We start from the raw sequence: 18,677 nt of genomic DNA on the forward strand, positions 1-18,677 counted from the left end.
CGCACCGCTCGCTCCTACAAGGATTTGTGGTGATTCTTAGAACGACGACTGGATCTTGATCCCGCCAATCAGCGCGTCATCGACCTTGTCCACGCCACCGGGGTGGCGGATGTATTGCAGGTTCGGGCGCACGGTCAGCCAGTTCGTGACGTGCACGCCGTAATAGAGTTCGGCGCTGTATTCGGTGTCTTGCGGCGGCAGGAACGACGGATCGTCGTAGTCGAAGACGGCGCGGGCCTGATTGGTCGCTTCGGCGTTCTTGCGGTAGGCCGGGTTGACGTGGACACGGGCCAGGGCAAAACCGATGTCGTCCCTGGCGCGGGCATCGAACAAGCCTTTGTAGACGACGCCGGCCTGGACATAGTTGTCGATGGCGTTGGTCTTCTTGTCGTGCATCGTGCCGTTGGCGAACACGCTCAGGCCGCGAGAATGGTCGCTGGCGCGGCTGGTCAGCTGCTGCTGAATACCGAGCCACACGCCGTGCTTGCTCGATGCGCTGCGGTAAGCCTCGCCGCTGAGGGCTGCCGGCTGACCATCGCTGTCCTTGTAGACGTCGGTGGCCTTGGCGTTGCTGTAGTAGTAACCGGCCCGGTATTCACCCGGCAGGCCATTGAGCTTCGGGGTCCAGACCAGTTCCACCGGCAGGATCGCGCCATGAGTGCCGCTGCCGCTGAGCTTGAAGCCATTGTCGCGATCCAGATTGGACGGGTTTTGCTCATAAACCCCGACTTGCGCGTACACCTCCGGCGTCAGGTGATATTTGACCCGCATCGCCCACTGGCTGACCGGCCAGTTGTACCAGATGTCGCCCACCCAGTTGCCGACTTGGGAGCCGCAGAACGCCAGGTTCTGGAAGTCGCAGGGGAAGCTGTTGAAGTCTTCGCCCTCACCGAAGCGGCCGACTTTGATATCGAGTTTCTGATCGAAGAATTTCTGCTGATACCACATCTGCGTCAGGCGCCAGGTCTGGCCACGGCCCCAGACTTCCTGAGCCGAGGTGAAACCGCCGACCCGCGGATCGTTGATCCGGTCGTTGCTGATGTTGTTGCCGTTGCGCTCGGTGATCGTCAGCTGAAATTCAGCGTCGTCCCAGCCGAGAATCTTCTGCAGATTCAGGTGCGTGCCGAAAGCGAACTGATCGCTGTAGCGAGCGGTGCGGTCCTGGTCGTAGCCGCCGTGCAGGTTGCTGCCCATTTCACCGGTGTAATCGACTTTGAAGTCGTAGCCTTTTTCCGCGAGTTCGGTGCGAGTGCCGTTCCAGTCGCCGAGCATCCACGGCGAATCGCTATCGAAGGCCGGCGCAGCCTGGGTGCAGGTGGCAAGGCCCAGCACGGTGAAACCGCCGATCAGGCTCAGGGCTTTTCGGCTGGCCACAGGGGGCAAGACAGCGCTGTCTCGCGGAGTTTGAAAATCAGGCATAGAGAAGGAATTCTTAGTCTTTTTCTAAAGGGGTGACTGAACGCAAGCAGGAATGAAGCAGGGGGAGAAGCGTTTCAGCTGGACGGGCGTAAGGATAATGTTCTGTAACACATAGAGAAAGGGCTTTTACTGACATGGATCATTTCGGATTTGGTAACAGTGTGCTGCGATCTGTCACCACCGGATTTCATCAGGCGAAAAAAAGGGCGGATCCTGGACCCGCCCCAGTATGTTCATCGATCGGCTATCGGATTCGCCACTTCAGCGCATTGCGCTTCACCGAGGCCACGATTCGTCAGGGCCAGCGTACCCATTCGGATGCCGCTGGCGACCACAATGAAATCGTAACGCGCGATCATGGTCGACTGCCCTCGGCGACGCGGGTGGCTTTGCTTTCCCGGGTGTAGGTCAACACGAAATGCGCCACAAGGCCGAAGATCAAGCCCCAGAAAGCAGCGGCCAGACCGAGGAAGCTCATGCCCGACGCGGTCACCAGGAAGGTGATCAGGGCCGCTTCACGTTGTTTCTCGTCAGCCATGGCGCCGGTCAGCCCGGCGCTGATCGCCCCGAACAGGGCCAGGCCGGCAAGGGAGGCAATCAACTCTTTGGGCAGTGCGGAAAACACTGAAGCCAGGGTCGCGCCAAAAATCCCCATCAAAATGTAGAACACCCCGCAGGCGATTCCGGCGATGTAGCGTTTATCGCGGTCTTCGTGGGCTTCGCGACCGGTGCAGATTGCCGCCGTAATGGCTGCCAGGTTAAGGCCATGGGAACCGAACGGTGCCATCAGTATCGAGCCGATCGCAGTGACCGAAATGATCGAGCGCGCCGGAGTGTTGTAGCCTGAGGTACGCATCACCGCCATGCCCGGGACATACTGGCCGGTCAGGGTCACCAGGGCCAGCGGCAGGCCAATGTTGATGATCGCGTGCCAGCTCCACTCGGGGGCGATGAAAATCGGGTGAGCGACATCGATAGAGATCGAGCCACTGTTGAGTTCACCGAAGGAGGCCGCCACGGCGCAACCGACAATCAGCACCGAAAGAATGGCGTAGCGCGGCGAAAAGCGTTTGAAGATCAGGTAGGCCGCGATCATTGATAGCACCAGTGCCGGTTGCAGTTTGATCGAGGTGAACAGTTCGGCGCCGAAGCGAAACAGAATGCCCGCGAGCATGGCGGCGGCGATGGCCTTGGGCAGGCGACTCATCAGTTTGTCGAACGCACCAGACAAACCGACCACCGCGATAATCACCGAAGCCACCACATAGGCGCCGATGGCCTGGGGCAGGGAGACCGTGGGCAGCATCGACACCAGCAACGCTGCGCCCGGTGTCGACCATGCCGTAATCACCGGAACCCGCAGACGCCAGCTCAACAACAGGCCGGTCACGCCGCTGCCAATGGAAATGGCCCAGATCCAGGACGACACCTGATCATTGGGCAGGTGCGCTTCCCGAGCCGCCTGAAACACGATGATCAGCGGGCCGGCATAGGAAATGATCACGGCGATGGAGCCTGCAATGATCGCTGACAGAGATAGATCCTTTCTGAGTGTGTCCATGATGTCTCGACTTGGCGTGGCTGGCACGCGGTGATTCATGAGTGAGATTGAGTCGATTGATTCGATTCGAGATGAGTGTATTTGAATGAATTGAGTTGATTCAATAGTTCCAGAAGTTATGACGGGATGTTTTTTTGCTATCAGTGTTTGTTTGTCCGATTTTTTTAACATAACTATTTGATTATTAAGTAAATAGTGTTCAGGAAGAAAATTTGGCGTGAAAAGTGTTGCTCGATTCAATCACTGCATCAATCGACTCAATTCATCGATTGAGTCGATTTATTAGTTGCCTAACCTCCATGTGATATGCTCGGATATTCCTCATTTCTACGATGGGTAGCGATCATTCATGTGGGTTCCTCAGCTAAGCGAGTTCGGCCAGCCGATGTATTTGTCGATTGCCGACGCGTTGGCGCGCGATATCAGCAATGGCGTGTTGAACGAAGGTGATCGTCTGCCGACCCTGCGGGAGCTGGCCACCACGCTGAATGTCACGCCGGGTACCATCAGCCGGGCCTATAGCGAAGCCCAACGACGGCGTCTGGTGCAGGGGGAAGTGGGGCGTGGCACTTATGTGCTCAACCAGAAGCAACGGGAACTGCCGGCCAGCAACAGTGCCGCCCCGCTGAATCTGGGGCAGTCCGAATTATTGGATCTTTCGATCATCAAGCCTTACAGCGAAACCCTGGAGTACTGGTTGCGCGACGCATTGGTGGGCATGGCCAAGAGCACGGATTTTGCCCGTGCCCTCGATTACGCCCCCGATGGCGGTCATCCGGCCCATCGCGAGGCAGGGGCGCAGTGGCTGCGCCATTCATTGCCCGATGCGCAATGGCAGCAAGTGGTGATCACCGCAGGCGCGCAGCATGGTTTGATGGTCGCGATGAGTGCGCTGACCAACGCCGGTGATCTGGTGCTCTGCGAGGCGCTTTGTTACCCCGGCATCATTTCCCTGGCCCATGGTCTGGAACGACGTCTGCGTGGCGTGCCAATGGACGATGAAGGGATCATTCCCGAAGCGCTGCGCGAACTGTGTCAGCGTGAGAAACCGGCGATGCTGGTCTGCGTGGCGACCTGCCAGAACCCGACGGCCGCGATCATGTCGCAAAAGCGTCGGGCACAAATCGCAGCCCTGGCCGAAGAGTTCGACTTCATCATCCTGGACGATGACATCTATGGCTTCCTGGCCACCGACCCGTCGATCAAACCGCTGTCGGCGTTCGCTCCGGAGCGTTCGGTGTACCTGACCAGTCTGTCGAAGTCGATCATGCCGGCCTTGCGGATCGGCTATCTCTATAGCCCGCCGAAACTGTTGTCGCGCCTGACCTCGATGGTGCGCAGCAGCGTCTGGATGCCGTCGCCATTGACTGCTCAGCTGGCCAGCAACGTAATCACAGAGGGGTTGGATAAAAAGCTGATCCGTATTCAGCGCAACGAAGCCGCCGGGCGGCAGGCGATCGCTCAGGAAATATTCGCCAATTTCGAACTCAAGACCCAGCCGTACTCCTACCACGTCTGGTTGACGCTGCCCGAGCCTTGGACCAGCGACGAATTCACCATGTTGGCCCGTGCCAATGGTGTGTTAGTCCTCAGTGGCACCCAGTTCCAGGCCGAACGTACCGGGATTACCCGCTGCGTGCGATTGGTGTTGATGTCGCCCACCAGCCAGGACGAATTGAGATTTGCCCTGACCAAGCTGGCCAGCCTGATCGATTCGGACCCGCGACGTTATTACTGAGCCAACGGCGCTATCGCCTGACGTTTGTCCCTCAGATGATGGCCAACTCGCCTACAGTTAATTCAGCCTCTGACGAATGCCTTTGTCCGGGGCCCTTCCACTGCACGAAGGCCTCCGCTAAGGTGCGCGGCTTCCAATCCTTTCATCGCTCGAAGGCCCGGCATGACCGAACAGAACACCGACCCGCTGCACGGCGTGACGCTGGAACAAATCCTCAACGCCCTGGTTGAACACTACGAATGGTCGGGGCTGGCCGAGCGCATCGACATCCGCTGCTTCAAGAGCGACCCGAGCATCAAGTCGAGCCTGACGTTCCTGCGTAAAACCCCGTGGGCCCGGGAGAAGGTTGAACGCTTGTACGTGAAGCTGATGCGCACCAAGCGCCCGGTCTGAGCGTGGTCATACCCCCGGCGCCAGAATCTGCCGCGAGGCGTCGTTGTGTTGCCATGGCGGCGATCCTGGGCTGGATGGGTTTAAGCATTCAGCTGTACCTGATTCTCTATTCACGCTGGAGCATCGCCGCCAGTCTGCTGGCGGGGCTGGTGAGCTTTTTCAGTTTTTTCACCGTGCTGACCAATACGCTGGTGGCGGTGGTGCTGACCTGTGAACTGACATCCCGCGATTCGGCGGCGCGACGCTGGTTTCTACAGCCGTGGGTAAGCAGTGCAATTGCGGTGAGCATCGCCGTGGTCGGTTTGGCGTACAGCCTGTTGTTGCGCCATTTATGGCATCCCGAAGGCTGGCAGTGGCTGGCCGATGAGCTGATGCATGACGTCATGCCGCTGCTGTTTCTGGTTTATTGGTGGTTCTGTGTGCCCAAAGGTACGTTGCGGCTGCGGCACATTGCGCTGTGGGTGATCTATCCGTTGGTGTACTTCGGCTATGCGTTATGGCGCGGGCATCTGCTGGCGGTTTATCCCTATCCGTTCATTGATGTGGACAAGCTGGGTTATCCACAGGTGTTTGTGAATGCCGGGGGATTGTTGGCGGGGTTTGTGCTGATTGCGCTGCTGGTGGTTGGGCTGGATCGGTGGTGCACGGATCGCAAGTGAACTGTGGCGAGGGAGCAAGCTCCCTCGCCACAAAAAGCATGCAACCACCGTGTTGCGGTTACTCCTCGTCACTATCATCCAGTCGCCAGTAACCGACAGCCTTCACAAATTGCTCGCTCAGATCGTGCTCATCAAGCAATACCCGGCGAATCTGCCGCGACACTTTGCTCTCGGTCGCCACCCATGCATACAGGTTGCCCGAGGGAACCTTGATCTGCTGCACGGTGGTCAGCAGGTTGTTTCTGCCATCTTCGCGTAGCACCCAGATCACATCGACTTGCGCGGCGCTTTCCAGGCGTTGTTGTTCGGCGCCGTTTTCCACTTCCACGATCACCAGCGCACGCCGATTGGCGGCCAGGCCTTCGAGGCGGCGGGCGATGGCGGGCAGGGCGGTTTCGTCGCCGATCAGCAAATAGCTGTCGAAGATGTCCGGCACGATCATCGAGCCCCGAGGCCCGCCGATGTGCAGGAACTGGCCGGGTTTGGCCTGCTCGGCCCAGGTCGAGGCAGGGCCATCGCCATGCAGCACGAAGTCGATGTCCAGCTCTAGCGTGTCCAAATCATAACGACGAGGTGTGTAGTCGCGCATCGCGGGCATCGGCCCGTTGTCTTTGCCAGCTCCAAGAACCAGTGTTTCCAACGCCGCTTGCTCCGCAGCGTTTTGGGGGAACAGCAGTTTGACGTGATCGTCCGTTCCGAGGCTGACGAAGCCCGCAAGCTCAGGACCGCCCAGGGTAATCCTGCGCATACGCGGGGTCAGAGCGATCACCCGTAGCACTTCCAGACGACGGCGTTTGATCTCGTGGCTGACACGATGAATGGATTGGGATGGCACGATAAGGTCGGTCATTCGGCGTTCTCCGAAGTGGGTTGAACGACAGGGCCGTCGACAATAGCTTTGGCCGTGTTGTTGAGCAGGTCGCGTACCCGCAGGATTTCTTCCGGGCTCCAGCGGCCATGGTGCATTTGCAAGGCATGGCGCAGGTTGTGCACCGCTTCGTGAATTTCGGCGGGGCGGTCATGGCCGCGCAATGAGCGCTTGCTGACTTCGATACGCATGCGCACGCCGTCCAGGGCAATCGCTTGTTCACTTAAAGACAGACGTCCGGCGTCGGTGATTGTGTAGCGTTTTTTCCCGCCCTCGGCATCGCCCAGGATCATTTCGCTTTCTTCAAGGAAGGTCAGGGTCGGGTAGATCACGCCGGGGCTGGGGCTGTAGGCGCCGTCGAACATGCTTTCGATCTGGCGGATCAGGTCGTAGCCATGGCACGGCTGCTCGGCGATCAGTGCCAACAGCAGCAATTTCAGGTCACCGGGGGCAAATACTCGTGGCCCGCGTCCACCGCGTTCGCGGCCGGGTCCTGGGCGCTTCTCGAAGCCGTCGCGGCCGTCCCCGTGTTCGCGGTGGGGGGAATGATGGTCTCTCATTTTTGCTTGCTCTCGTCGTGTTTAGATACAACGTAAGATATATCTTTAGCCCTAGGCAAGCCTGTCAGACCGATGGTTGAAAAAAAAAACGTGGTGGGGAACCTCGAAATGCCGCCTGAAAAAGCCATTTCTATCGAAAAAATAACGATTTTGATTCAAGTAAAAACGTCAAAATTAGTGTTAACTCTCTAATAGTCCGGTTTGCTCCTATATAGACGAGTCGTGTGGTATCGGTCTTACAGAAGTTGGTTTGATTTGGATTGTTAGTTAGTCGTGAATTTGAGTTGTTTGTAGTCTGTCTCTTACAGTCAGTCAGCGCTTTTATTGTTATTTCAGGTTTTTTCTTTCCATGGTAATGGTGCTCTGGCTACATGTTTGTCGGAACTTGCCTGCTTACTTTCCAGATCGATTGCTTGATCATTCTTCGGCGTTGAAAGTTCTGAAGAACACATGGCTGCTCGTGACGGTTTTTGTTCTGATGGAACTTTCAGTGACTCGATCCTTTATAAATACAGGTACTGAACGATGTTCAAGAAATTCGCTATTGCTGCTCCATTGGCTGTTCTGGCTTTGGGTTCCTCCATGGCTTTCGGCGCGGGCGAAGCTCGTCACTCCATCAGCCTCATCGCCCACGTACCCACCAATGGTTTCTACGTGGTGCCTACCGATCCTGACCTGGTCAACAAAGACCAGGACATGAGCTATCAGCCGAGCACCGGCAAGATGGGTGAAGTCAACGGCTTCTTCGACGTGCGCAACAACAACGGCTCGGTTCACGCCAGCCTGGAAAGTTTGCCGAAGCTGATCGCCGGCGCCGAAGCCATCGATCTGGAAGTCTCATTCAACAACAAAGTGCTGACCCTGACACCGCAAATGGTTGTGGGTGAAGCTGAGTCTGATGTGAACTTCCGTGCACCGCTGAACATTAAGGCCGTGGGTACCACTTTCCAGCCGGGCGATTACACCGGTGCCGTAGCAATGATCTTTGATGCTGTCACCCCTTGATCAAACGATCAGGCACTAAGCGCTAACTTTTTCAAGTGGCGTTATCCGGCGGATACCCAGCAGGGCTCGTCCGCCGGACTTCAACTTGTCCGTAATCAGAGTACGAGTTCATGTTCCCGATGACACCCATCGCGGCCGCGCTTGCGCTGTTGTTTTGTGCCAGCGCAGTGGCGGCACCTGCTTCCGTCGGTACCACACCTCGAAGTCTGTTGGCGCAGGCCAAGGGTTTGCCGGCGGATTTCGAGGAGCATTTTTTTGATGTGCCTCTGGCTGTTCGGGTCGAACTCGATCAGCAGCCATTGGGAGAGGCCATGGTGGTGTTGTCTCGTGATGATCGCATCACCCTGCTCGAATTCACCGACACCAGCGAAAACCGTTACGGCGCCGCCGAGCGGGAGAAGTGGGCCAGTTATCTCAAACCTGGCGTGCCGCTGGGCGCGTGTACCGGTTCCTGCCCGGATCAGGTGCTGGGCGTGCACTACAACCTGGAAAACTCACTGGTCTCGATCCTCACCGAAAACGCGGAGCGCGACTTGGAAGCCAAGCGTTATTTTGAGCAACCTTTGGGTGGCAGCAGCGGCCTGATGGTGCGCAATCAGCTCAATCTCAATGGCGGCCAGGACCAGGACCTGGGCGGACGCTTTGGCCTTGAAGCCAGTGGCAGCCTGGGTAACTGGAGCCAGACGTTCAACATGCAACTGGCCCGTCTCGGCGGTCCGGATGACAAGCTTTACCATGCGATACACGAGCTCTACACCCAGCGCGAACTGCAAGGCAGTTTCGTCCGCCTGGGCTATTTCACCCCCAATTCCGAAGGGCTGACCCGCCAGCCGCGTACGTTCGGCACCAGCCCCGACACAGCAGTCGGCGTCATGTACGGCAGCTCCGACAGCCTGGCCATCAACAGTCCCATGCCCAGCGTCTATCCGATTTATGTCACGGCCAATCGCCAAGGCTCGGTGGAGATCTATCGCGACGGCCTGTTGATCAATACCCAATCGGTACCCGCCGGTTTGCAGACGCTCGACACCCGACCGCTGCCCGGCGGGATCTACGAAGTTGAAGTGCGCCTGATCGAAGACGGCCAGATCACTTCCACCACCCAGGAACTGGTCTACAAACCCAACAACTGGCGCAACCTCGACGAGCGCTGGCGCTACAACCTGTTCGCCGGTGAAGAAAGCAAACTGCTCAGTAACTGGGATCAACAGGCCAGCGGCAGTGCGACGGTGGGGGCCTCGGTCAATTACCTGATGCATCCGCGGGTGATTGTCGGGGCGTCGGCGCGGCAGATTCGCGAAAAAATGCAGTTAGGCACGTCCATCGACTGGACCCTGGCCAATCACATCAGCCTGTACGCCAACGTTTACCAGACGCAGGATCACGGCACCGGCCTGGATCTGCAGAGCCTTTATAACTATGGCGCCGGCAGCCTGGTGATCAGCCACAACCGCAGCTGGCTGGACACCACCAATCTGTACGACACCTTGCCGGACGGCACGCGCGTCCGTCAGCGCAATGTTTTTGTCGGCGAAACCAGCAACTCGTCCCTGGCGCTCAACCACCGGATCAGCAGCAAGACCTCCATCAACGCCCGTGTGTCCCACAGCGAAGGCAATGTCGAAGGCGTCGGTCTGGACCTGGGCTGGAACCAGCGCACCGTGCTGTTCGGCAGCGATGCCAACTGGCGCTTGTCGCTGTTCGATCGGCCGGGCAGTTACAGCAGCGGCGATGCGCGCAATCGCGGCGTTGATTTGAGCATCAACGTGGCGCTGGGCTCGCCGGGCCAGCAGATCACCGGCAGCATCGGCTCGCGCACCGACCGCGATGGCGGGCGCGACAACAACGCCTCCCTCGGTTGGCGCAAGGACCTCAAGGATCATGTGCTGCAGAACGTCTCGGTGACCGCACTGACCGACACCTATGGCGTGGGCGTGTCCAGCCTGGCGAACTTTCGCACTGATGCGATCAACGGCGACGGTTTCATCCAGCGCTCGTCCTACAACGGCAACTTCACCGGTGGCCTGAACATGGACAGCACCCTGATCGTCGGCGGCCAGCATATGGTGTTGACCAGCCGGCATGACATGCGTGGCGCGGGGATGATCGTCGACGTGGAATCGGACATCGATGACATCGCGTTACGCGCGGACGACTACAGCGGCGGCAGCGCAGCGTTGCGCCCAGGGCGCAATTTCATCCCGATCACCGCCTACCAGAACAGCTCGGTGAGTTTCGATTTCGAGGGCAACAGCGTGCCTGCCGCCACGATCGAGCCGGCGCGCACGCGCTATCACCTGAACAAGGGCGGGGTGGAGTATCGCAAGGTCCGGGTGATGAAGACCCTGACCGTGCTTGGCCGACTGGTCAATGCGCAGGGTCTGCCGCTCAAGGGCCACCACGTGATCAACCACGCCAGTCGTGGGGTGACCGAAGTCGATGGCTTCTTCTCGATGGAAATGAATGCCGGCTCGCCGACTCTGGAAGTGCGTCAGGGCAGCCAGCTGCTGTGCCAGTTCCGTCTCGATGCCAGTCGGCATCGCAATGAAAACAATGTGTTGATGATCGGCGATCTGCGGTGCACGCCGGACACCCTGGCCGACGTCACGTCGACCGAGCAAAAGGCGGGTTGAGATGATGAACAAATCAAAGGTTTGGCTAGGGCTGCTGGCCGTGTTGACAGTGCCCTCGGCAGAGGCGGTAAACCGCGAGATCAGGGCGTTATTCCAGCCGGATCCTTCGCAACCACACAACAATACATTTGTTAATAAAACGCCCAACAGCGGCTATTGTGCGACTTATCCGAACGAATGCGCCGAAAACCAGACGTTCAGCATTGAGATTCCGGTGCGTTACAACTCAACTGGGCCGATCGATTACGGCATTGCGATGAAAGTGCCCGCCGACTGGCGACAACTGACGATCACCAACCCGGCGACGCAAGAAACGGAGATTGTCGAGGTTCGCATTACCGGATTTGGCTCCAAGTACGTTCTGAGCGACTCAGCCGCCAACCTGACCGGCGAGACGGATCTCCTCACCGGTCATCAAAAGCTATGGAAGAGCAGCAGTTGGGTCAATGCCTCACCCCCCTGCCAGTACAGCGGGGTAGGGGCCTACACGGGGGAAACTTACCGGTTTTTCTGGAAGACTCCGGTGGAGAGCTACTGTCACAAGTTGACCGCTTTCCCGATCCCGTGGATGTACTTCGAGAACCTCGACTTCGCCTACGAACTGCGCACGCCCAACCCTTTGGGCATGTCCAGCGGACTCTACACTGGTTCGCTGACGTACGGTCTTGGCAGCGGCAGCACCAAGGAGTTCGACTTCGGCCCTTATATGAGGCCGGATGACGGCACCTTGACCCTGGATTTTGTACTGGATGTGCAGCACACCCTGAAAGTCGATCTGCCACCGGGCGGCAACAAGGTTGCGCTGGAGCCGGAAGGCGGCTGGCAGACGTGGATCAACGGTGGGCCCAAGCCCGGAAGGATCTTTCGCGATCAGACGTTCTTCATCTCGGCGTCGTCGCGCTTCAAAGTCATGATGCAGTGTCAGGACTCGCTCGGTGGCGAACGCTGCCGAATGTACGGTGGGGGCAATGTCACTGACGTGACGACCCGCATGACCTTGCCAGCCGGGATCACTTACAACGGCACGCCCGTGAATCGTCTCCCGTTACGGCATGAAGTCTGGACCGGAGCCCTCCAGCCCAGTCAGTACGTGGATCGTCAAGTCGGCGTGTTGCATTTCGAGATCCCCAGCGATGCGATCGATCGGCTGCTCCAGCCGGGAGTCGGCGCATCGCTCGACACCAACATCACCATCATCTGGGACTCGGAGGTTTGAGCGCCCGGGTTGCCCATTTCCACATTTCTGCAGGATAGAAGACGATGAATCGTGTGTTTGCAATATGGCTGCTCAGCCTGTCTTGCGGCCTGGCGCAGGCGGGGCCGCAAATCAATGTTGGCACTGTGTACGACTACCTGGACGGCAAAAGCAGTACCTACCTCAAACGGGTCTTCAACAGCGGCGACGCCACTGCTTTCGTCAAGGTCAACGTGCTGGAAATCCTCTACGACGCTGACGGCACAACCCGAGAGGTGCCGGTCGAAACCGCTGCCGACGGCGCTTCGCGCAATGGCGTGATGGCCAGCCCGGCGCGACTGATCGTGCCCGCGCAGGGCATGCAAGGCGCTCGTTTGTTGTTCATGGGCGAGCGTGACCGTGAACGCTACTTTCGCGTGCGGTTCGTGCCCGTGGTACCAGAAAAGGAAGACGAGTTTCTGGTCAACAGTGAAGAGCGTGAGGACTACAAGAAGACCTTGTCGGCCGGGGTCAATGTGATGACCGGCTTCGGCACGATCTTTTTCGTGCGGCCCGCCAACGCCAGATTCGACACCGCCATCAGCGAAACCGCGAGCCGCTATGAGCTGGTCAACAACGGCAACACCGTGATCGTGGTCGATGAATTCAAGAGCTGTTCATTGACCAAGGAAACCGACTGCGGCGCGACCACCAAACACCATGTGCTGGCGGGCAAGTCGTTCGGCTTCGATAAAGAGAAGGGGCGTGAATATCGTTTCAATCTGGTTGAGGGCGACCAGAAGAAAGCCTTCACGGTCGCGAGCCGATAGGCCCGCGCTCCATTGACTTAGCGGGTAGTGAACATGATCAAGCAATGCACCCTCATCGCGCTGGTGGCGAGCACCGTATTGACGGGGTCGCTGGCGTGGGCGGCCCGGGAACAGCACACCTTCGAGGTATCGCTGATTGTCCCGACCCGCGAGTTTTACATCCTGCCCACCGACCCGGGCTGGATACACCGGGCCCAGGAACTTCATTGGGATTACACCAACTCGTCCCTGAGCTCTGTGCGCAAATATTTTGATGTACGACACAGCACCAGTGCGATCCAGGCACGCCTGGAAACCACTCCCTACCTGTCGAACGGCAGACCGGGCGAGGAGATCTTGCTGCGAGTCAGCTTCAACGGGGTGGCGTTGAGCACTCAAATCACTCCCCGGGATGTGGTGTCGCAAGCCGATGCGGCGGTGGGTGTGCGCGCATTGCTGGAGATCGAAGCGCAGGAGCCCGCCGGTGGATACCGGGCGGGCGATTACTACGGCAACGTGCTGTTGCTGTTCAACGCCAAGGCGCCGGGCGCATGAACGCCTGTGTTAACGAGGTGCCCCTTGATGCATCACGTCGATGCTTCAGGGGGCTACTGTATTAACGAGATGCCTGGTTAAACGTTATGACTGGGTTTTTTGCAGGGCCTCACGCGTCAGCCGCCTGCTCAGTTCCTTTTCCTGATAGCCAATGTCATTCAGCAATTGACCATAGACCTCATCGGTCATGTCCTCATCACTGAACACAACGCTGTCGTCGACATCGAGTTGCCTGGCGAGATTTTGCAGGCGCTGTTTGAGCGTTTGGGTTCGCCCCCCCGACGACCCCTTTGCGCTGGTCCACACATGCCGGGCTTCGCGCAATTGATCCAGCAGGTCGGTCTTGTTCTCGTACAGCTGCGTATTGCGTCTGAATTCGGTCGGGTAGGTGTCACGCAGGTATTTGTCCCAGAACGGCTGCTCAATCATGTCGTTGATCAAGCCGTCGCCGGCTTCCATCGACATCAGCGTATCGAAGGCCGTATCGAGGGTTTTGGCGCTCACACCGGCTATCGGGCGAAACAGCATCGACTCCGATTGCCAAGGTAAACCGAGGCGTTGCGCGAGCCCGGTTTCATAGGCGAGATACACCTCCACCTCATCGGGATTGCCTTCGCGGCTGGCGAAATCGGCGCGTGCGATGTCATCCACCCGGGAGAGCCGAGCGGCCCCTTTTGCCAGGGTCACCAATTTGTTTTCAAGAACCGCGGCCGAGGTCGAAAAGGCGTAGGCTTCGGACACCAGCACCTTGATGCCCATGTGGTTGAACACCTGTGCACCGGCATCGGCGCAGGTGGTGGGTGCCGTCGCCATTTCATACAAGTCCTTGCGCAACTCCGTGTCGAGGTCAATGGCCTCGATCATCCGCCATACCCGACTGCTGAGCTGGTCGCGCCTTTCACCGCCAGCCCGGTAATCGGCGCCGAGTGTCTGTTTTTGAATCATGGCAAAAAAGCCTTCGGAGCCAGGCTCGCTCATCAGATCGTGCCAGGCTTCCTCTCTGAAGGTGCCCAGCCCGGAGACGTCATTACTCCACCATTCGGAGTCGTCCTTCATGGGCCATTGGCCGATCGCGTTCACGGCCTGCTGGGTATAGGGCTGGTCGGGAGCAAGGCCGACCGAGCGCCGATACTCCTGGTAAATAACCCGATTGGTGGCAGAGAGATCCCAGTGGTACAGGCGAGTCCGCGCCACGATCAACGCGTCGTTGGAGCCCGGCACCACGGCCGGTATTTCACTGATCGGGTTTTGCTGCAGGTCCAGAAAAAAACCACGGGGGCGGCGCTTGTTCAAATGCCCGCCTGCGATGAGGCCTTCGGGCCAGGTGGTTGCGCCCGTGTTGCTCAAGCACAGGGTTTTGAGCCTGGGCATGCGTTCAACGTTCGGCAGCAGACCCAATTGTGGGTTGTCATCAAGCCTGATGGTTTCCATGTAGGTCAGATTCTTCAGGCGCTCGACATCGGCTGCGGTCAACGTAATCCGATTGCCTATCAGCCGCAGGGTTCGAAGGAAATGCATCTGGCCGATGCCTTCGGGCAGTTGTTTCAACTCACAGGCCCTGGCACTCAGTTGCCGAAGGTGCGCAAAGTGTTTGAGCAGGCCGGAAGCTTTTGCGGAAAAACGTGTGCGGTCCAGGTTCAGGGTGTCGATCTGATCGAGGTACCGTTTGAGATCCGGCAGCTTTTTCCACCAGCGCTCAAGGTTGACAGGAAGCATATCCGCCGACAGATCCAGCGCATAGCCGCCCTCGGCGGTGATGCTGCGTTCGCCGAAGACCGTCGCCTTTCGCTGGAAACACTCGATGAGTCGCTGTGAAATGTGCAGCCCGCCCTCGTCGCGAAACGATTGGCTACCCGGCCCCCAGGCGTCGGGTTGCTGGAATCGCCATTGATTGAGTTGCACATTGAGATCATCCAGCTCCCGTTCCAGTCGTGCGAGTGTCTGATGCCCTTGTTCTTCCGGGCCGAGGGAGCGAACGAAGGTGTGGGTCTCGCGCTCGTTGAAGTGCGGGTACAAGTCCTTCACCCTTTCGGTGAGTGTGGTCGGGGATTTGGACAATGTCGGGCCACGCAACAGCACCATGTCTTCGAATACGGGGGTGTTACGGATCGGTGGCTCGGCCAACGCTGTACGACGTTCGGCGGGCGCCTCGGTCTTGGCCATCCCCCATTGCCTGAATAACCTGCCCTGGCCTGGCCGATAACCCAATTGCGTTTGTTTGTTCGTCGGCAAGGCCTGGAGAACCGCTTCGTAGAAGTCATTGGCTTCATGCAGTTTGTGGTTTGCGCCATCCCATATTTCATACTTGGCCATGTCATCCCTGACCAGCACACGGACCGTCGAAGCCTCTTGCGCACCGACATTGCAACGCAACGGTCCGGCGTCGGAGCCTTCACGCACTTCGATCCGTAGCTCACTGAAGGTGTCGGTATGAATTCTCAGCGCGTTCAAAATCAGGTTTTCGGTTTCCGGCACCCACTGGGCCCCGTCCTGAAACCCTGCATAAGCATGATTTGTCCGTGCTTCGAAAGCGGCTTCACGGGCGCGGCTTTTGATGCTCAACGGTAGACTTTGCTCTCGGGTCATGCGCTCGAGGTCGGCATTATCGGCACTGCCCAGAAGGGTTTCTGCCGCACGGGCGGGCAGCTCAGGAAATGCTTTGCGAAGCAGTCGAACCTGAGGGTCGGCGGAAGCCTGCGCGCCTTGATACAGGTGATTGAAGATACTTGCGTTCAGGCGTTTTGCTTCGTCAGCCAGTCGATTGCGCAGTGCTTGTACCTGTTGGTTTTTGGCGACTTTTCCACTGAGCATGGCCTCAAGCTCTTCGCTTTCGAGAAACTCGACCAGGCTCGGCGCAAACTGCTCGCTCATAATGTGCGAAAGACTGGTGGACAGCGTCTGCTCCCTCGCCGCGCCGGCGTTGCCGTACTGGCGGGAATGGCCTGTCAGGTCGGCATTTTCATAGACCTTCAGTGCTTTGGTTGAAGGCCAGCCGTCAAGATAGGTCGCCAAGGGCTCAAACCAGTAAGAGGATGGATCGAGAGGCTGACCTGTTCGAATCCGGTCAATGGTGTCACGGGTCTGCCGCTGGATTTTCAGGCGTTTGAGGCTGTCATCCAAAAGCGGTGGCGGGGCCGAGTGGTCGGCGTACATCTTGCGCAACGCACCGTCCTCGGTACCGCTGGCAATGCGCGCGTGTTCCAGCTCTGCGTCGCTGAAACCGTCGACACTGTGGCCCAGACGCCGCATCAGTGTCGGGGTTTCCCAAACTCGCGGGTTCTCGGCTTCGTGAGTCCAGGCGCCGAGACCGTTGTGTTTCAACTCGGGTAAATAGGCATTCGGGCGATGCGGGTGCGTGACACGGTAATCGCCTGTTTGCGCATCCTTTTGCACGGCGTAATTTTTTGCCTCCAACGGCAAAATGTTCTGACCTTCATGGAAATGCAGGCCCAGATCGTCAGGCCTGGAGTCGGCCGCCAGCTTCACATCGGGCTGCTCGTAAGGTTTGAGATCGGGGTGCCACAACCGAGGTTCGCCATTGGGCAATTCCACCGGTTTCATGCCTTCGATCAGCGGCGACAGTTTCAGGCGAGCGATCTCGCCGATTTTCATGCCAGCGGCAAACAGAGTCAGTTGAATGATGTCCGTAACCACGCCGATAACATGCTCGGCCGCTTCAATCCGCTGCCCTTCGGCCAGGTCGACAATGCCCTCGATGACGTCGCTGGATATCTGATATGCGGTGTAGACCATCATCAATTCCCCCACGCCGGGGATAAACGGCGTGGCCACCAACAGCGCAGCATTGAAGATGTCCGAGACTATTTTTTTGAAGTTGTCCCACCAGGCCCATCGGGCATTTCGATCGGTATCGGCGGTGGGCACGGCGATGTGTCGGGCGTCATTCAGAATCTTGTTCAGTTTTTTCCAGTAGAGATGCTTCCAGAGTTCGCCGCTGATCGGGGCGGCGCTGAACTGCAGGCTGGTGTTGGCTTTCGGGACTTCCCGCCAGCTCGGAAGCGGGTCCAGTGGTGTTTTTTTATGCCATTTCACCTCGAACAGACGCTGCTCCAATCCGCCGAAAAAATGCCCTCGTTGCGAGTGATCGACGAATCGGCTGAAGTACTGGCGATAAGTCATGCCGGTGGAGGAAATAACGGCGTTGTCGCGCAGTTGTCGGGTCAGTTCGTTCATCAACGCGACGGTCGACGGGTACTCCTTCAGGGGATGTTCCGGGTCTTGCGGCACGTAAGCGATCACCGGTACCACATCGCGGGTTTGTTCCAGGTCCTGGGTAATCAGCACGATCCCGGTCAGTGGAGTGTCGAGAATGGACAGTTCAGCGAACTGCATCACCTTGCCTTTGCGCGTGAGGTTGCGCCGGCCATCGAGCAATTTCAGGATCAGGTCGCGGGCATCGGAGTCGATATCCCCGGTCATTGCCGCTTGTTGAGCTGCCGCTTTGAAAGCGGCTTTCTCGCTGCCAACGATCTTGTATTGCAAGGCAAACTGCGCAACGCCATCACTGGGCTGCAACTGCTCTTCCAGGTATCGGGTGTAGCGCGCGCCGATGTCCAGCTCGCGACACAGGGTCTGGAACCGGGCGATGGAGATCTTGCGTTTGATTGGCAGGACATTGAAGTGCCCACGGTAATCGGGCTGGCTGATGAATTCCGAGTCCGGTTCGCAGGTTTCGTTACGGGCGAAGTTGTGCAGCGCGGCGTCCAGCAGCGAAACAGTTCGGGTGACGACACCGCCGGAAGTATCAATGACATACCAAGGGCGTTCTTTGGCGACATAAAGATACAAGTAAGTTGTTTTTACATCGACCTCAACGCCGAACTGCTTCTTCAGGGCTTCGGAGAGTAAGGGCTCGGCAAATTCATAAACGTTTTGCAACGCTTCGAGAAAACGGTCCGCTTTGTTACGGGTGAACCAGAGTTCAAGGTTGGCTTTTTGTAATAACGTGTGATCGAGGCTTGTGGCTGTCTCGATCCATGGCGCAGAGGCGTTTTTTGTAAGGCGCAGCTCGCCGATACTTCGCAATGAAGCGCTCTTGAACGTGGAGTGGATCCGGTTATTGATGAAATCGTAGTGACGACCTTTTTGGTCGGCGGTGGGTAGTGCAGACGTACGTCCTTGTAAGTCAGGCATGCTTTTAATAAACCTTGAGTTTTAATGGGAGTCATCAGCCTAACGCCCGAGGCTCAAAGTAAAAGTCTGAATTATGGTTGTTTGAACAGCGTCCAGGCCCCCTAAAGCATTGGGATTATCCATGCCTAAAATAATTAATTACCACCTGC

14 protein-coding genes are annotated in these 18,677 nt (G+C 58.0%); 8 read left to right on the top strand and 6 right to left on the bottom strand.

Features of this window, described 5'->3' with window-relative positions:
* Positions 1-36 precede the first annotated feature (36 nt).
* The 3 genes from CKW20_RS01205 to CKW20_RS01210 form a co-directional block, all read right to left on the bottom strand.
* A complete protein-coding gene (locus CKW20_RS01205) occupies positions 37-1,419 on the bottom strand; it encodes a carbohydrate porin (RefSeq protein WP_095051307.1) in 1,383 nt (460 codons plus the stop codon).
* A 233-nt stretch (positions 1,420-1,652) separates the two neighbouring features.
* A complete protein-coding gene (locus CKW20_RS29730) occupies positions 1,653-1,778 on the bottom strand; it encodes a hypothetical protein (RefSeq protein WP_256584973.1) in 126 nt (41 codons plus the stop codon).
* Positions 1,775-2,980: a benzoate/H(+) symporter BenE family transporter gene (locus CKW20_RS01210; protein ID WP_095051308.1), complete on the bottom strand. Its 1,206-nt coding sequence runs from the start codon at positions 2,978-2,980 to the stop codon at positions 1,775-1,777. The genes CKW20_RS29730 and CKW20_RS01210 overlap by 4 nt, the downstream gene beginning before the upstream one ends.
* 349 nt (positions 2,981-3,329) lie before the next feature.
* On the opposite strand from CKW20_RS01210, the gene CKW20_RS01215 reads away from it, so the two are divergent.
* The 3 genes from CKW20_RS01215 (at position 3,330) to CKW20_RS01225 (ending at position 5,770) form a co-directional block, all read left to right on the top strand.
* Positions 3,330-4,718, top strand: a complete 1,389-nt coding sequence (locus CKW20_RS01215) for a PLP-dependent aminotransferase family protein (protein WP_095051309.1) — start codon at positions 3,330-3,332, stop codon at positions 4,716-4,718.
* A gap of 162 nt (positions 4,719-4,880) precedes the next feature.
* On the top strand, positions 4,881-5,111 hold the full coding sequence (locus CKW20_RS01220; protein ID WP_095051310.1) for a VF530 family DNA-binding protein: 231 nt from the start codon (positions 4,881-4,883) through the stop codon (positions 5,109-5,111).
* 53 nt (positions 5,112-5,164) lie between these two features.
* Positions 5,165-5,770 (top strand): Pr6Pr family membrane protein, encoded by a 606-nt coding sequence (locus tag CKW20_RS01225; protein WP_095051311.1) that lies wholly within the window; start codon positions 5,165-5,167, stop codon positions 5,768-5,770.
* A gap of 58 nt (positions 5,771-5,828) precedes the next feature.
* On the opposite strand, the gene CKW20_RS01230 is transcribed toward CKW20_RS01225, so the two are convergent.
* Together CKW20_RS01230 and CKW20_RS01235 are read right to left on the bottom strand one after the other, a co-directional pair.
* Positions 5,829-6,620 carry a siderophore-interacting protein gene (locus tag CKW20_RS01230; protein ID WP_095051312.1) on the bottom strand — a complete coding sequence of 264 codons (792 nt, stop codon included), beginning with the start codon at positions 6,618-6,620 and terminating at the stop codon, positions 5,829-5,831.
* Positions 6,617-7,198 carry a PadR family transcriptional regulator gene (locus CKW20_RS01235; protein ID WP_095051313.1) on the bottom strand — a complete coding sequence of 194 codons (582 nt, stop codon included), beginning with the start codon at positions 7,196-7,198 and terminating at the stop codon, positions 6,617-6,619. The genes CKW20_RS01230 and CKW20_RS01235 overlap by 4 nt, the downstream gene beginning before the upstream one ends.
* 525 nt (positions 7,199-7,723) lie before the next feature.
* On the opposite strand from CKW20_RS01235, the gene CKW20_RS01240 reads away from it, so the two are divergent.
* The 5 genes from CKW20_RS01240 (at position 7,724) to CKW20_RS01260 (ending at position 13,374) form a co-directional block, all read left to right on the top strand.
* Complete coding sequence (locus tag CKW20_RS01240) at positions 7,724-8,203, top strand: CS1 type fimbrial major subunit (protein ID WP_095051314.1); 480 nt, start codon at positions 7,724-7,726, stop codon at positions 8,201-8,203.
* Between the two features lie 110 nt (positions 8,204-8,313).
* Complete coding sequence (locus CKW20_RS01245) at positions 8,314-10,836, top strand: TcfC E-set like domain-containing protein (RefSeq protein ID WP_095051315.1); 2,523 nt, start codon at positions 8,314-8,316, stop codon at positions 10,834-10,836.
* A 4-nt stretch (positions 10,837-10,840) separates the two neighbouring features.
* Positions 10,841-12,052: a hypothetical protein gene (locus CKW20_RS01250; RefSeq protein ID WP_095052233.1), complete on the top strand. Its 1,212-nt coding sequence runs from the start codon at positions 10,841-10,843 to the stop codon at positions 12,050-12,052.
* A 44-nt stretch (positions 12,053-12,096) separates the two neighbouring features.
* The gene (locus tag CKW20_RS01255; protein WP_095051316.1) at positions 12,097-12,840 is read left to right on the top strand and encodes a pilus assembly protein; all 744 of its coding nucleotides are present in this window, start codon (positions 12,097-12,099) and stop codon (positions 12,838-12,840) included.
* A 33-nt stretch (positions 12,841-12,873) separates the two neighbouring features.
* A complete protein-coding gene (locus tag CKW20_RS01260; protein WP_095051317.1) occupies positions 12,874-13,374 on the top strand; it encodes a CS1 type fimbrial major subunit in 501 nt (166 codons plus the stop codon).
* 84 nt (positions 13,375-13,458) lie between these two features.
* Here the strand turns inward: CKW20_RS01260 and CKW20_RS01265 are convergent, their stop codons facing one another.
* Entirely contained in the window at positions 13,459-18,528 is a 5,070-nt protein-coding gene (locus CKW20_RS01265) for an NEL-type E3 ubiquitin ligase domain-containing protein (RefSeq protein ID WP_095051318.1), read from the bottom strand.
* Positions 18,529-18,677: the final 149 nt, after the last annotated feature.

The organism is Pseudomonas sp. Irchel s3b2, from assembly GCF_900187445.1.
Classification (GTDB): domain Bacteria; phylum Pseudomonadota; class Gammaproteobacteria; order Pseudomonadales; family Pseudomonadaceae; genus Aquipseudomonas.